Origin of the sequence: Streptomyces sp. NPDC057002 (genome assembly GCF_042673825.1) — a bacterium.
In the GTDB taxonomy this organism is placed as follows: domain Bacteria; phylum Actinomycetota; class Actinomycetes; order Streptomycetales; family Streptomycetaceae; genus Streptomyces.
Genome location: NZ_JBHURZ010000001.1, coordinates 1,204,686 through 1,221,162, shown reverse-complemented (window position 1 = coordinate 1,221,162; position 16,477 = coordinate 1,204,686). Strand labels below are relative to the sequence as shown.

The window sequence follows — 16,477 nt, the reverse complement described above, 5'->3', positions numbered from 1 at the left end:
GCTTGTGGTCGCACAGTCCATCAACCGGACGAAGACCGGGGTCGACGACGCCTCGCGTCTTGCCGCCAGGGGCGTCACGGTCGGGTACGGCGGCCGGGTCGTCATCGACGAGCTCGACGTGGCGATACCGCCGGGCGTGATCACCACGATCATCGGCCCCAACGGCTGCGGCAAGTCGACCCTGTTGAAGACGCTGTCCCGGCTGCTCAAGCCCTCCGGGGGCTCCGTCGTCCTGGACGGCGAGGACATCGGCCGGCTCAGGACCCGGGACGTGGCGAAGAAGCTCGGCCTGCTGCCGCAGGCGCCGGTCGCCCCGGAGGGACTGACGGTGGCCGACCTGGTCGCCAGGGGCCGCCATCCGCACCAGAGCTGGCTGCGGCAGTGGTCCTCGGACGACGCCGAGGTGGTGGAGCGCGCGCTGGCCATGACCGGCGTGTCCGATCTGGCGGACCGCCCGGTCGACGCGCTGTCCGGCGGGCAGCGCCAGCGCGTCTGGATCTCCATGACGCTGGCTCAGGGCACCGATCTGCTGCTGCTGGACGAGCCGACGACCTATCTGGACCTGGCGCACGCGATCGACGTCCTGGACCTGGTGGACGACCTGCACGAGTCGGGCTGCACGGTCGTCATGGTGCTGCACGACCTCAACCTGGCCACGCGCTACAGCGACAACCTCGTGGTGATGCGGGAGGGCTCGGTCCTGGCGCAGGGCCACCCGCGCGATGTGATCACCGCCGAGCTGCTGCACGAGGCGTTCGGGCTGCGCGCCCGGGTCATCGACGACCCGGTGGGCGACCGGCCGCTCATCGTCCCGATCGGTCGCACACACGTCCAGTTGGACACATCCTGATAAAGACGGAGAAGTAAGGCTAGGCTCACCTCACTCCTCGCGGTAAGGTTTGCCTGCCCTTAGGCGAGGGTGCAGCGAACTAGCGCGAAAGCAAGGGGTTTTGGATGCTCCTCCACCGAACGACGCTCAGCAGGCCCTGGCGGCGCATGGCGGCGATACTGACCGCGGCCACCCTCGGCGTCGGTCTCCTCGCGGGATGCGGTTCCGACTCGGCGGACAAGACGGACCAGCAGAACGACGGCACGCAGGCCGCGGCCGCCGGCGCCTTCCCGGTGACCGTGGAGCACGCCTTCGGATCCACGACCGTCGACAAGGCACCCAAGCGGGTCGTCTCCGTCGGCTACACCGACGACCAGACCATCCTGGCGTTCGGCATCAAGCCCGTCGGCATGGTCGACCAGTACCCGAACCCCCCGGGCAAGAGCCCTGACATCAACACCCAGTGGCCCTGGGTGAAGGACAAGTGGGGCGACACCAAGCCCGAGGTCGTCATGAAGAACGGCGACTCCGGCCCCAACTACGAGAAGATCGCTGCCCTGCGCCCGGACCTGATCGTCGCGGTCTACTCCGAGATCGACAAGGCCGCCTACGACAAGCTGTCCAAGATCGCCCCGACGGTGGCGCGCACCAAGGCCGAGAAGGAGCCCTTCAGCGCCCCCTGGCAGGACAACGCGCTCCACATCGCCAAGGCCCTCGGCAAGGCCGAGGAGGGCGAGAAGATGGTCCAGGACATCCAGGGCCAGCTCGACACCGCCAAGAAGGAACACCCCGAGCTCGGGAAGGAAACCGCCGTCGCGCTGTCCTGGTACAAGGACTCGGTGGCGCCGTTCACCTCCACCGACGTGCGCGGACGACTCGTCACGGGCATCGGCTACAAGTACCAGACCGAGATCGACAAGATCGCGGGCGGCAGCTTCTACACCCAGCTCTCGCCGGAGCGCGTCGACCTCGTCGACGTCGACCACATCTTCGTCATCAACGACAAGGCCGACACCGAGGCGCTGAAGAAGTTCAAGCTCTTCGCCAACCTGGACGCCGTGAAGAAGGGCAACGTGTCGTACCTGCTCGACAGCGAGGGACCCGCGGTCGGCGCGGCCATCTCCCAGGGCACCCTGCTGTCCATGCCGTACGCGATCGACGAGCTCGTCAAGTCGGTCGATCAGTAAGTGAGCACCACCGCAACGTGCCCCGCCCCGGCGACCCTGCGCACGACGACCGGACGCGAGGCCACCCGATGGATCACGGCACACTGCCGTGAGATGCCCTGGCTGACGGCCGCCACCGTGCTCACCACGGTCGTGGGGGCGGCGCTCCAGGTGCTCCCGGTACTCCTGCTCGGCCGGGTGGTCGACGGGGTCGTCGGGGGCGAGGAACGATCGATCCTGGTCACGATCGGGGTACTGATCGGTGCCGCCGCGCTGCTCGGCGCGGCGGCCACCGCGGTCTCGACCTATCTGATCGGACGGCTGGGCGCGGATCTCCTCGCCCGGCTGCGCGAAGGCGCCGTCCGGGCGGTGCTCGGGATGCCGAGCGCCCGGATCGAACAGGTCGGCCGGGGAGACGTGCTCTCCCGGGTCGGTGACGATGTGGCCGTGCTGTCCAAGGGCATCCGCACGGCCGTGCCCACCGTGTTCTCGGCGGGCGTGCTGGTCGTCATCGCCACCCTCGGCATGTTCGGTCTCGACTGGCGGCTCGGTCTGGCGGGCGCCGGCGCGCTGCCCGCGTACGCCCTGGCCCTGCGCTGGTATCTGCCACGGTCCGCCCCGCTCTACCAGAAGCAGCGGGTGGCCCAGGCCGACCGGGCGCAGGCGTTCATCAGCGGTCTGAACGGCATCGACACGGTCCGCGCGTACCGCCTCGAGGGCGCCTTCCGCGAGAAGGTCACCAGCGAGTCGTGGCGGGTGCGCGACCTCGGCATCGAGGTGTTCCGGTTCTTCGGCCGGTTCGTCGGCCGCGAGAACCGCGCCGAGTTCATCGGGCTCGTCCTGATCCTCGTCGTGGGGTACGCCCTGCTGGAGGCCGACGCCGCCAGCCTGGGCGAGGTGTCGGCGGCTCCGCTGCTGTTCCACCGGCTCTTCACCCCGCTGGGCGCCATCATGTTCACCTTCGACGAGGCGCAGAAGTCGGGCGCGAGCCTGACCCGTCTGGTCGGGGTGCTGGGGGAGGCCGCCGAGGAGCGGCTGGTGGGCGACGAGTCCGTCCCGGCGGCCGAGGCCGGCTCGTACCCGGTGGTGGTACGGGGGCTGACGTTCCGTTATCCCGGCTCCGAGGATCCGGTGCTGCGGGACGTCGACCTGACCATTCCCGCCGGTGGTTCGCTCGCCCTGGTGGGGGCGACGGGCGCGGGCAAGACGACCCTGGCCGCCCTGATCGCCGGCATAGGGACCCCGCAGGCCGGGTCCGTGCGGGTCGGGCCGACCGATCTCGCCGTCCTGGACGAGGCCGGGGCGCGGGCCCTGGTGAGCATCCTGACGCAGGAGACGCATGTGTTCTCCGGTCCGCTCGCCGAGGACCTGCGGCTGGCCGCGCCGCAGGCGACCGACGCCGAGCTGATGGACGCCCTGCGCACGGTCGGCGCCGACGGCTGGGTCGACGCGCTGCCCGAGGGTCTGAACACCTTGGTCGGCGAGGGCGGTGAGCGCCTGGACGTCACCAAGGTCGCCCAGATCGCGCTGGCCCGGCTGGTGCTGGGCCGGGCACCGGTGGTGGTGCTCGACGAGTCGACCGCGGAGGCCGGCAGCGAGGGAGCCGCCGAGCTGGAGCGGGCCGTACTGGCCGCGTGCGCGGGCCGGACGACGCTGTTCGTGGCGCACCGGCTGACCCAGGCGATGGCCGCCGACCGGATCGCCGTGCTGGACGCGGGACGCGTCGTCGAGCAGGGCACACACGAGGAACTCGTGGCTCTGGGCGGCCGGTACGCACGACTGTGGCGGGCCTGGCGAGAGGGTAGTTAGGCAACCCTTATTTAGGTTAGCCTAACTCCACATTCTGGAAGGGACGCTGAGTCTTCGATGATGGAACCGCGTGCTCGTCTCGCACTGCTTTCTCCCACCCGCCTGGCAGATGTCCGCCGGCGCACAGGTGACTACCCGGACAGGACCATCGCCGAAGCCTGCGCCATCGGTCTGTCGTACTGGGCGACGGGGCAGAGCCCCGACGGCATCGACCTCACCCCCGGCACGCTCTTCGCCGATGTCCTCGGATGGGTCGACAACGGCGGGACGGCGCCCGGCGGTTGGGACGTGAGCCCGGACGGCCGGAGCATCACCGTCCCGGAAGGCGTCACGCCGGCCGACGCGCAGCTCGCGCTCGACGACCTGGCCGACTTCCCCGACCGGCCCCTCGGCACCATCGGCCCGTCCAGTGTGGCCGCCCGGCTCCGCACCCTGGCCGAGTGGAACGACAACGAGGCCGACCGGGTCCGCCCGACCGTCGTCGAGATGTTCCGGGAGCAGGCGCGGACCAGACCGGACGCCGTCGCCATCGTGGACGAGCACCGGTCGCTGACCTACCGCCAGGCGGCCGAGCTCTCCAGCCAGCTGGCCCACCACCTCATCGCCCGCGGACTGGGCCACGAACAGGTCGTCGGTATCTCCCTGGCCCGCTCCGCCGACATGGTGATCGGGCTGCTCGCCGCACTCCAGGCCGGGTGCGCCTTCGTGCCGCTCGACCCGCAGTGGCCCGCCGCGCGCCGGGCCGTCGTCATCGAGGACGCCCGGGTCGTCCTGCAACTCAACGCCTCGGGCGAGCACGACCCGGCCGAACCGGAGGCCGTGGCCGTCGACCTCGGCGACTGGGGGTACGCCTCCTGCCCCACCGAGGGAACCGGCGTCACCGTCCTCGGCGACGCCCTGGCCTATGTCATCTTCACGTCCGGTTCGACCGGGCGGCCCAAGGGCGCGATGATCCGGCACGAGGCGATCAGTGAGCGGCTGCTCTGGCAGGTCAACGAGATCCTGGGCTTCGGCCACGACGACGCGTCCCTGTTCAAGGCGCCGCTGTCCTTCGACATATCCATCAACGAGATCTTCCTGCCCCTGGTCTCCGGCGGCAGGCTGGTGGTCCTGCGCACCGGCGGCGAACGCGACCCGCACCATCTGCTGAGCGTCATCGCCGAACAGCGCGTCACCTTCACCTACCTGGTGTCGTCCATGCTGGACGTGCTGCTGGAGATGGCCGGCGACACCGGCCGCCTGGACAGCCTGCGGCACGTCTGGTGCGGCGGCGAGGTGCTCACCCCCGAGCTGTATGAGCGGTTCCGCACCAAGCTCGACATCCCCATGTACCACGGCTACGGCCCCGCCGAGACGACGATCGGCGTCTCGCACGTCATCTACCGGGGCGCCGCGGAACGCCTGTCGACGTCGATCGGCAAGGCCAACCCCAACACTCAGCTCTACGTCCTGGACGAGGAGTTGCGCCCGGTCCCCGTCGGGGTCGGCGGCGAACTGTACGTGGGCGGTTTCCTCCTGGGCCGCGGCTACGTCAACGCCCCCGGCCTGACCGCCTCCCGGTTCGTGGCCAACCCCTTCGCCTCCGACGGCTCCCGGCTGTACCGAACCGGCGACCTCGCGCGGTTCGCCCCGGACGGATCGCTGGACTTCCTCGGCCGCGCCGACAACCAGATCAAGATCCGCGGCATGCGGCTGGAGATAGAGGACGTCGAGGCCGGTCTCGCCGAACACCCCCGGGTCCGGCACACCTGCGTCGTCGCGAAGAAGAACACGGCCGGCGGCACCTACCTCGTCGGCTACGTCATCCCGGCCGCCGGCAGCGAGGACCTGAGGGCCGACGAGGTCAAGACCTGGGCGACCGAGCACATGGTCGAGTACATGGTGCCGACCCACCTCGTCGTGATGGACGCGTTCCCGCTCACCGCCAACGGCAAGCTCGACCGCAACGCCCTGCCCGAGCCCACGATCGACACGGGCTCGCTCGTCCGCCCCACCACCGACGACGAGCGCGCGGTGTGCGCCGCGGTCGCGCAGGTGCTGCGGCTCGACGAGGTCGGTGTCGACCAGGACTTCTTCCAGCTCGGCGGAGACAGCATCCTGGCGATCTCCCTGCTGAGCGCCCTGCGCGACGAGGGCCTCCACGTCACGGCACGGCAGATCTTCACCCACACCACCGTGGGCGCACTGGCGGCGGTCGCGAGCCGCGAGGACGTCTCCACCACGGACCACGGCGACATCGCCACCGGAACCGTCGTCGGATCGCCCATCGTGCAGTGGCTCGGCGAGACCACCGACGCCGTCGACGGCTTCGTCCAGTCCGTAGTGCTCAACACCCCGGCGGACCTGACCGCGGACGCCCTCGACGAAACCCTCTCGGCCCTCGTCCGGCACCACGACATGCTGCGCGCCAAGCTGGTCCGCGGCGTCGACTGGAGCTTCGACATCCCGGACGCGGACGGGGCGTCCGTGACCTGGCAGGAGAGCGATCTGCCGGTCGAGGGGTGCGTCGCGCTCGCCACCGAGCGGCTGGACCCCGACGGCGGCGCCATGCTGCGCGCCGTCTGGCGACGCGCGGCACGGCAACTGGTCCTGGTCGCCCACCATGTGGTGATCGACGGCGTGTCCTGGCGCGTCCTGATGGAGGACCTCGCCACCGCCTGGCGGCAGTTCACCTCCGGCACGCCGATCGAACTGCCCCCGGTGGGCACGTCGTTCCGGCGCTGGACCCAGCTGCTGGAACGCGCCGCCTTCGACGCGGACAGCGCCTACTACCGGCGCCCCCTGCCGGGACAGGACCAGCCGATCGGCAGGCGCGCCCTGTCCGAGGTCGACACCGTCGCGCACGAGCGGCTGCGGACCGTCTCGGTCGGCCCTGAGATCACGGCGGCGCTGCTGGGCGAGATCCCGGCGAAGTTCCACGCGGGCGTCAACGATGTCCTGCTGACCGCGCTCTCCGTCGCCCTCGCCCGATGGCGCCGCGACCTCGGCCAGGACCAGACGTTCGCGCACATCGAACTCGAAGGCCACGGCCGCGAGGGACAGTTCGTCTCCGGCTCCGCCGGCTTCGAACCGGAACTGTCCCGGACCGTCGGCTGGTTCACCACCCTCTTCCCGGTGACCGTCGACCCCGGCACGGCGGACGACCTCACCAACCCCGCGTATCTGGCCGCCGCCCTCAAGGCGGTCAAGGAAGACCTCGCCCGGGTGCCGGACAACGGCGTCTCCTACGGCGCCCTGCGCTACCTCGCCGGCAGCGAGTTCGACACCCCCGCACCGCAGGTGCTCTTCAACTACCTGGGCCGCTTCGCCGCCGGCGCCCCCGGCGACTGGCAGCTCGCGGGCACCACCGGCCAGTTGGGCGAGAAGCGCGACCCGGAGATGCGCCTCCCGCGCGCCCTGGAGTTCAACGCGATCGCCGAACCCGCCGCCTCCACCGGCGACTACGAGCTGGTCACCACCATCTCCTGGCCCGACGGCATGTTCACCGACGCCGACATCACGGCCATCGGCGACCACTTCCGGGTGGCCCTGGCCTCCCTCGCCGCACTCGACCAGGGCGGCCACACGCCCAGCGACTTCCCCCTGGTGCCGCTCACCCAGACCGACGTCGACGCCCTCGACGGCCCGGAGCTGCGGGACATCCTGCCCCTGACCCCGCTCCAGGAAGGCCTGTACTTCCACTCGGTCTTCGACGACGACTCGGCGGGCGCTTACGTCGAGCAGCAACTCCTCACCCTGGACGGCGAGGTGGACGCCGACCGGCTCGCCGCGGCGGCCACCCGGCTGCTCACCCTGTTCCCGAACCTGGCCGCCCGGTTCACCGCTCTCGCCGACGGGCGCGTGGTCTCCGTGCTGGAGAGCGGCGTAGAGGCACCCTTCACCACGGTCGACCGTCCCGGCATCACCGACGAGGAGATACGCGACCTCGCAGAGCGGGACCGCCGCGCCGGATTCGACCTGGCCACCGGCCCGCTGATGCGGTTCACGCTCGTCCGCGCGGGCTCCGGCCGGAACGTCCTGGTGCAGACCGTGCACCACATCATCGCCGACGGCTGGTCGGTGCCGCCGATGCTCCGCGCACTGCTGGCCGAGTACCACGCCCCCGGGACCGTCTACCCGATCGGCGGCTTCGCCGACTACGTGCACTGGCTCGCCGGACGCGACGACGACGAGAGCGACCGTGTCTGGCACGCCGAACTCGCCGGCCTGACCGGCCCCTCACTGGTCGCCGAGGACCACACCCCCTCCGACCGGTTCACCGACATCGCCGTGGAGCCGGAGGGCGACCTCGACGCCGCCGTCCGCGAGGCCGGCGTGCCGCTGAGCGTGGCCGTGCACAGCGCCTGGGCCGTGACGCTCGGCGGCATCCTGCACGGCAGCGACGTGGTGTTCGGCTCCACCGTCTCCGGCCGTGACGCCGAGGTGCCCGGCATCGGGGACATGGTGGGCCTGTTCATCAACACCATTCCCGTGCGCGCCCGTTGGGCCGACGGAACCACCTCCTCCGACCTGCTCGCCTCGGTACGCGAGCACCAGAGCGCGGTGCTGCCGCACCAGCACGTCTCCCTGGCGAGGATCGGCCGCCAGGCCGGCGCGGGCTCTCTGTTCGACACCCTCGTGGTGTTCGACGTGGCGACCGACGTCGCCGCCCTGCGACGACCCGACGACACACTGGTCGTCACGGACCTCGTCAACGAGGGCGCCCCGCACTACCCGTTGACGCTGGTCGTCGAGCGTACGCTCGACGGACGACCGCGCTTCAACCTGATCTACGACGCCGAACTGCTGCGGGAGACGACCGCCCGGGCGGTCCTGCACACGTTCACCCACACCCTCACCGGCCTGCTCACCCGGCCGGACGCCCTGGTCGGAGACCTGGCACCCGAGAGCGAGCGGCGCCCGGCCCCCCTCACCCCCACGACGCTGGGCGAACTGTTCGACGCCGCCGCGCGCCGCGACCCCGCCGCCACCGCCGTCACCCAGTGCGGCCTCGACGGCGGCACCCGGTCCCTGACCTACGGCGAACTGGCCGACACCAAGGACCAATTGGCCTCCGCCCTGCGCGCGGCAGGCGTAGGTCCGGGCAAGCGGGTCGCCGTAGCCGTCCCGCGCTCCCTGGAGCAGGTCGTGGCCCTGGTCGCGATCGTCAGCGCGGGCGGCGCGTACGTCCCGCTCGACCTGGCCTACCCGGACGACCGACTGGAGTACATCCTCGCCGACGCGGCCCCCCAGGTCGTCCTGGTGGACCGCGAGCAGCGCGACCGCTTCACACAGCTGCTGGCCAGGGCGGACGTACCGGCCCGGGTGCTCGTCCAGGGCGATGAGCCGCCGGTGGGCGACAACGCCACCGAGCCCGAGGTGAGCTGGCACAACCCCGCGTACGTGATCTACACGTCCGGATCGACCGGCAGGCCCAAGGGCGTCGCGGTGCCGCACTCCAGCGTGGTGACGCTGCTCGCCAACACCCAGCCCGACATGGACTTCGGCCCGCGGGACGTGTGGGTCCAGTTCCACTCCTTCTCCTTCGACTTCGCGGTCTGGGAGCTGTGGGGCGCGCTGGCGTACGGCGGTGAGCTGCTGGTGCCCGAGTACGGGCTGACGCGCTCCCCGGTCGACTTCCACCGGCTCGTCCGCGAGCGCGGAGTCACCGTGCTCAACCAGACCCCGTCGGCGTTCTACCAGTTCATCGAGGCCGACCGGCTCTCCGGCCGGCCGCTGCCCGCACTGCGCCGGATCATCTTCGGCGGCGAGGCCCTGGACCTCGGGCGGCTGCGCGGCTGGGTCGAACGGCACGGCACCGGTGTGCCCGAGCTGGTCAACATGTACGGCATCACCGAGACGACCGTCCACGTCACCCACCGGGTGCTCACCGACGAGGACTTCGGCCCCGGCGACGACGTCAGCCCGATCGGCGGCCCGATCCCCGGCCTGGTCACCCATCTGCTCGACGACCGGCTCCGCCCGGTGCCGCCCGGCAAGGTCGGCGCCATCTACGTCGCGGGCGACCAGGTGTCGCTCGGCTACCTCGGCAGGCCCGGCCTCACCGCCGGCCGCTTCGTGGCGAACCCGTTCGCGAACGACGGCTCCCGCATGTACCACACGGGCGACCTCGCCGTCCGCACCCTCGACGGCGAGCTGGAGTTCACGGGCCGCGCCGACGACCAGGTACAGCTGAAGGGCTTCCGCATCGAGCTGGGCGAGGTGGAGTCCGCCGTACGGGAACTCGACGGTGTGATCGATGCGGCCGTCACGGTGGCGGACAGCGGCGATCACCTGGTCGCGCATGTGGTGGGCCGGGTGCCGGTTGATTTCACCGAGCTGTTGTCCACGAAGCTGCCGGTGCACATGGTCCCGGGCCGGGTCCTCACGACCGACGCCCTACCGCTGACGGTCAACGGCAAGCTGGATCGAAAGACCCTGACCGAACGTACCTTTGGGGGCGCGGGGAACTGCGCGACCAGCCCCAACGCACCCGCAGACAAAAACTCAGCCATCACCGCACTGGTCGAGATCTTCACTCAAACCCTGCCCGGCACAGCCGTCGACCCCGACACCGACTTCTTCCACGCCGGAGGCGACAGCATCATCGCCATCTCGGTCGTGAACAGGGCCCGAACCCTCGGCCTGCAGATCTCACCCCGGGACGTCTTCCTCCTCAAGACCCCCCGCGCACTGGCCGACAACCTGTCGACGAGCACACCGCAAGCAGCCGCCCCTGCCGTCTCCCGCCGCGAGGACGGCCCGCTGCCCGCGACGCCGATCATCCTGCGCCAGCGCGAACTCGGCGGCTCCCTCACCCGATTCGCCCAGGCCAGAACCCTCCAGGCCCCAGAAGGCACCGCCTTCACGGACGCCCAGCGCGCCGCGAACGCGGTCGTCGCAGCACACCCGACCCTGCGACTGCGCCTCCGCACCACGCACGGCGTATGGGCCCTGCGCACCGAACCGGCCCACGAGGTCACCGTCGTTCGCCCGGACACCACCGATGCCACGGCCGTGGCGAACGCGGCCGCGGAACGGCTCGACCCCGAGTCCGGAAACGTCATCGCCTTCGCCTGGCTGGAAGCCACCCGCACCCTCGTGGTCACCGTGCACCACCTCGCCGTCGACTCGGTCTCCTGGCTGATCCTGCTCGACGACCTGACCGCAGCCCTCCGCGGCGAGTCCCTGGCCCCGCCGACCACGTCGTACGCCGAGTACGCCGACGCACTGACGCTCCACTCCACCCACACACTCGACGACCTCGGCCACTGGACCACCACGCTCCAGGCCCCCGAACTGCTGCCCACGATCGGCGCACTGCGCGAGACCACGGTCGTGCTCGCCCCCGACGTGAGCGACCGCTTGACGCGTACCGCCCCCGCCGCACTCGGCGTCGGTCTCACCGAGCTGCTGTGCGGCGCCCTGCGCACCGCGCTGACCCGCGTCCAGCCCTCGCCCACCGATCTCGCGATCGAAATGGAGCGGCACGGCCGGGTCCCGGTCCTCGAACAGCACGACTACACCCGTACGGTCGGCTGGTTCACCTCCATCGCCCCCGTACGGCTCACCGCGCACACCGACCCGGTCGCCGCGGCCCGCGAGGTCGCCGAACGCCAGCCGGACGAGCGCGCCCACGTCGCCTACGGTCAGCTCAGGTACCTCGACCCGCAGACGGCCCCGCTGCTCACCGCCCGCCCGCAGGTGCTGTTCAACTACCTCGGCCGGGGCAGCGAGTCCCAGGCACTGCACCTCACCTCCGGCGACCAGGGCAGCCCGTACGCCGTCGAGGTCAACGCCTGGACCGACGAGGCGACCGGCAGCCTGCTCGCCGAGTTCACCCTCGCCGAGGGCATACCCGACGAGATCACCGGGCACTGGCGCGGAGCGCTGGAGCACATCGCCGACGCCGCCACGACGGCCGAGCGCACCGCGCCGGTCACCCCGCTCCAGCGCGGCCTGTTCTTCCAGGCCCAGCTGGCGGGCACGGCCGGACACTACGTCGCGCAGAGCTGGTTCACCTTCGACCGGCGCCTGGACACCGACGCGCTGGCCGAGGCGATGGCGCATGTGATCGCACGGCACCCGGTCGTGGGCGCCGGCTTCGGCACGGACGACGACGGAAACCCCGTCCAGGTCCTCAAGGCCGGCCGGCGGGTCGACGTCCGTACGGTCGCCCTGTCGACGGACGCGGAGGTCGACGCCCTGCGCGCCCGGGACCGCGACACCGGGTTCGACCCGGGGGAGCCGCCGCTGATCAGGCTGACCGTGGTGCGGCTGCCCGACGACCGCGACGGCCTGCTGCTCAGCTACCATCTGCTGCTGTGGGACGGCTGGTCCCGCGAGATCGTCCTGCGGGACCTGTTCGACGCCTACCGTGCCGTCCTCGCGGGCGAGCCGCTCGACCCGATGCCGGCCACGCCGAGCTTCGAGGAGTACGCCCGGGCGCTCGACGCCAAGGACCCCGCCGTATCGGAACGCTTCTGGGCGGAGCACCTGGCGGCCCTTCCCGGCCCGACGCTGCTCGCCGGACCGGCGCCGGCGCTCTCGGACGAGCTGCCGCGCGCACTCGTGCACACGCTGTCCGCCGAGCACTCGGAGACGCTGCGGGAAGCGGCCAGGGTGCACGGCGTCACGCTGAACTCGGTGCTGACCGGCGCGTTCGGCCTGCTGCTCGGCGCGCACACCGGCCGCAGCGACGCCGTGTTCGGCGTGACCGTCTCCGGCCGCGACGGCGAGGGCCTGGACGACATCGTCGGCGTGCTGCTCAACACCGTCCCCACCTGGACGCGGGCCCGGCCGGAGCAGTCGGTCCGCGAGTACCTGTCGGCCGTACAGACGGCACGGGTCGAGGCGATGGAGCACGAGCACCTGGGGCTCGGCGAGATCCAGCGGGCCAGCGGGCACGACACGCTGTTCGACAACCTGTTCGTGCTGCAGAACTTCCTGGACATGGACGCGTTCGCCGAGATGAACGCCCGGCACGGCATCACCTCGGTGAAGGCCGACGACTCCACGCACTACCCGTTCACCTGGGTCGTCACGCCCGGCGACCGGCTCACGGTCAAGCTCGAGTACCGCGACGGCGACACCGGCCATGCCCGTCGTCTCCTCGACGACTACCTCGGCGTGCTCCAGGACCTGGCCCGGTCGACCGGGCCGGTCGGCGCGCTGCGGGGGCTCGGTCCCGAGCCCGTGCGGGAGGATCGTACGGACGTCGGTACGGACACCGTCGTCGACCGGTTCGACCAGGCCGCGGACCGCGAACCGCAGCGGGTGGCGCTCGTCGCCCACGGCGCGACGATGACGTTCGCCGAGCTCCGTGACCGCAGCCGCGCGATCGCGGGTGTGCTCGCCGGACGCGGCATCGGACCCGAGACGACCGTGGGTCTCGCGATCCCGCGCTCCCTCGACTGGATCGCGGCGCTGTTCGCCGTCCTGCGGGTCGGCGCCGCGTACGTGCCGCTGGAGCTCGACCACCCGGACGAGCGGATCGCCGCGATCGTCGACGACGCCCGCCCGGACGTGATCCTCACCGTGAGTGCCGTCTCGCCCCGGCTGACCGGCGACCTCATCGAACTGGACCGGCCGCTTCCCGAGGCCGAGCCGTACGTGACGTTCGCGCCGGACGACCCGGACCGGCTGCGGCACCCCGCGTACACGATCTACACCTCCGGGTCGACCGGGAAGCCCAAGGGCGTGGTGACCGAGTACGCCGGGCTCACCAACATGCTGATCAACCATCAGCGCCGGATCTTCGAGCCGGTGCTGGCGGAGCACGGCCACCGGATCTTCCGGATCGCGCACACCGTGTCGTTCGCGTTCGACATGTCGTGGGAGGAACTGCTGTGGCTCGCCGACGGCCATGAAGTGCACATCTGCGACGAGGAGCTGCGCCGCGACGCGCCCGCGCTGGTGGAGTACTGCCTGGAGCACGGGATCGACGTCATCAACGTGACCCCGACCTACGCGCAGCAGCTGGTGGCCGAGGGCCTGCTGGACAACCCGGAACGCCGGCCGGCGCTGGTGCTGCTGGGCGGCGAGGCGGTCACCCCGACGCTGTGGCAGCGGCTCGCGGAGACCGAGGGCACGGTCGGCTACAACCTGTACGGACCCACCGAGTACACCATCAACACCCTGGGCGTCGGCACCTTCGAGTGCGAGGACCCGGTGGTGGGCGTCGCGATCGACAACACGGACGTGTACGTCCTGGACCCGTGGCTGCGGCCGCTGCCCGACGGGGTGCCGGGCGAGCTGTACGTGTCGGGCATCGGCATCGCGCGCGGCTATCTCGGGCAGCCCGCCCAGAGCGCGCACCGATTCGTCGCCTGCCCGTTCGGCGAGCCCGGGGAGCGCATGTACCGCACCGGGGACCTGGTGGTCCGCCGGCCCGACGGCAACCTGATGTACCTGGGCCGCACCGACCAGCAGGTCAAGATCCGGGGCCACCGGGTCGAACTCGGCGAGGTCGAGGCCGTGTTCGCCGCGCACCCGGCGGTCCGGTTCGCCGCCGCCGTCGCGCAGCCCGACCCGCAGGTCGACGGCGCCTACCGGCTGGCCGCCTACCTCGTGCTGGACGGCGCAGATCTGGCGGCGGTCGCCGCCGACGTGGGCGCCGGACTGCCGGACTTCCTGCGGCCGACGCACTACGCCCAGGTCGACGGCATCCCGCTGACGGTGAACGGGAAGGCTGACACCAAGGCGCTCCCCGAGGCCAAGCCGCTGGGCGCGCTGACCACGGTGGGGGAGCGGGGCCCGGAGACCGAGACCGAGACCGTGGTCTGCGAGTACTTCGCCGAGGCACTGGACCTGGACGACGACGAGGTGAGCGCGGTGAGCGATTTCGTGTCCCTCGGGGGACACTCCATGCTGGCGGTACGCCTGGTCGGGCTGCTCCGCCGCGAGTTCGGCCCAGTGATCACCATCCGAGACCTGTTCACCCTGCGAACCCCCGAAGCGATTGCCCGCCACCTCGATGACAACTGACACGCAGCGGCCCCGCCCCGGGGCCGCCATCCTCCGCACGGCCCTGCGCCGCAACCTCGGCGCCATGGCCGGCGGCACCCTCCTCATGGGCCTCTACCAGGCCGGCGAGACGGCCTTCCCCATCGCGCTCGGCATGATCGTCGAGCACACGATGCGGGACGGCCGGAGCCTCGACGCGCTCGCCCTTTCGATCGCCGCGCTGGCCGTGATCATCACGACGGTGTCGCTGTCCTGGCGGTTCGGCATGCGGATCCTGCAGAAGGCCAACACGACCGAGGCACATCGCTGGCGGGTGAAGGTCGCGGCCTGCGGCCTGCAACCGGTGGCCAGGGACGTCGACCTCAAGTCCGGCGAGGTCCTGACCATCGCCACCGAGGACGCCGACCAGACCGCCGACATCATCGAAGTGGTGCCGCTGCTGATCAGCTCGCTGGTCGCGGTGCTGGTCGCGGCGGTCGCGCTGGGCCTGGCCGACATCCGGCTCGGCCTGCTGGTGATCGTGGGCACCGTCGCGATCCTGTCGATCCTGAGCGTGATGTCCCGGCGGATCGGCAGCAGCACCCAGGAACAGCAGGCCAGGGTGGCTCGGGCCGGCGCGAAGGTCGCCGACCTGATCACCGGCCTGCGCCCGCTGCACGGATTCGGCGGCAACCACGCGGCGTTCGGCTCCTACCGGAAGGTCAGCACCGAGGCGAGGCACCAGTCGGTCGTCGTCGCCAAGGTCAACGGCGTGTACGCGGGCACCGCGCTGGCCCTCAACGCGGTCCTGGCCGGAGCCGTGACCCTGACGGCGGGCTGGCTGGCCTTCGACGGCCGGATCACCATCGGGGAACTCGTCATGGCCGTGGGCCTGGCGCAGTTCATCATGGAACCGCTCAAGCTGTTCTCGGAGATGCCCAAGTACGTGATGATCGCGCGTGCGTCGGCCGAGCGGATGGCGCTGGTGCTGTCGGCACCGCCGGTCACGACCCCGGGGTCCGGGCGACCGGCCCCGGGCACGGACCTGGAGATCGACTGCGTCCGCCACGGGACCCTGAACAAGGTGAGGTTCCAGGTGGCGGCCGGCGAGTTCGTCGCCATCGCCGCCTACCAGCCGCGCGCCGCGGCCGACCTGGCGGCCGTCCTGGCCGTGAACGTCCCGCCCGACGCGTACGAGGGGGCCGTCCGGGTCGGTGGGCAGGAGCTGGCCGACCTGTCGGTCGAGGCGGTCCGCGAGCACATCCTCGTGAACCCGTACGACGGGGAGATCTTCGCGGGCACCCTGCGCACCAACATCGACCCCTCGGGCACCAGCGGTTCGGTCCCCGAGGCCGTCGAGGCGTCCATGCTGACCGACGTCGTCGCCCTGCACCGCGACGGCCTCGACTACGGCGTCCGCGACCGCGGTGCCAACCTCTCCGGAGGCCAGCGCCAACGCCTGTCCCTGGCCCGGGCGCTGGCGGCCGACACGGACGTCCTGGTCCTGCACGACCCGACGACGGCCGTCGACGCGGTCACCGAACAGCTCATCGCCCGCAACGTGGCGAAGCTGCGCCGGGGCCGCACGACGATAGTGATCACCAGCAGCCCGGCCTTCCTGGACGCCGCCGACCGCGTTCTGGTCCTGGCCGACGGCGTCATCACAGCAGAGGACACCCACCGGAACCTGCTGGCCAACGACGAGGCGTACTGCCTGGCGGTGGCGCGGTAACGCGCCCCCGTCAGGGGC

5 protein-coding genes are annotated in these 16,477 nt (G+C 71.3%); all 5 read left to right on the top strand.

Annotated features, from left to right (window positions below):
* The first annotated feature begins 4 nt into the window (after positions 1-4).
* The 5 genes from ACFT32_RS05490 to ACFT32_RS05470 all read left to right on the top strand — a co-directional run bounded on the left by ACFT32_RS05490 (position 5) and on the right by ACFT32_RS05470 (position 16,459).
* Positions 5-850: an ABC transporter ATP-binding protein gene (locus ACFT32_RS05490; protein ID WP_382486103.1), complete on the top strand. Its 846-nt coding sequence runs from the start codon at positions 5-7 to the stop codon at positions 848-850.
* A gap of 104 nt (positions 851-954) precedes the next feature.
* Positions 955-2,016 carry an iron-siderophore ABC transporter substrate-binding protein gene (locus ACFT32_RS05485; RefSeq protein WP_382486101.1) on the top strand — a complete coding sequence of 354 codons (1,062 nt, stop codon included), beginning with the start codon at positions 955-957 and terminating at the stop codon, positions 2,014-2,016.
* Positions 2,017-3,804, top strand: a complete 1,788-nt coding sequence (locus ACFT32_RS05480; RefSeq protein ID WP_382486099.1) for an ABC transporter ATP-binding protein — start codon at positions 2,017-2,019, stop codon at positions 3,802-3,804.
* Positions 3,805-3,861: 57 nt separating this feature from the next.
* Positions 3,862-14,769 (top strand): amino acid adenylation domain-containing protein, encoded by a 10,908-nt coding sequence (locus ACFT32_RS05475; protein WP_382486097.1) that lies wholly within the window; start codon positions 3,862-3,864, stop codon positions 14,767-14,769.
* Positions 14,759-16,459 carry an ABC transporter ATP-binding protein gene (locus ACFT32_RS05470; protein WP_382486095.1) on the top strand — a complete coding sequence of 567 codons (1,701 nt, stop codon included), beginning with the start codon at positions 14,759-14,761 and terminating at the stop codon, positions 16,457-16,459. Before ACFT32_RS05475 ends, ACFT32_RS05470 begins: the two co-directional genes overlap by 11 nt.
* Positions 16,460-16,477 lie beyond the last annotated feature (18 nt).

What these genes read in the sequence shown, in the direction of transcription:
- ACFT32_RS05485 (WP_382486101.1), top strand. Translation starts at nt 955, where the DNA reads ATGCTCCTCCACCGAACGACGCTCAGCAGGCCCTGGCGGCGCATGGCG.
- ACFT32_RS05475 (WP_382486097.1), top strand. Translation starts at nt 3,862, where the DNA reads ATGATGGAACCGCGTGCTCGTCTCGCACTGCTTTCTCCCACCCGCCTG.
- ACFT32_RS05470 (WP_382486095.1), top strand. Translation starts at nt 14,759, where the DNA reads ATGACAACTGACACGCAGCGGCCCCGCCCCGGGGCCGCCATCCTCCGC.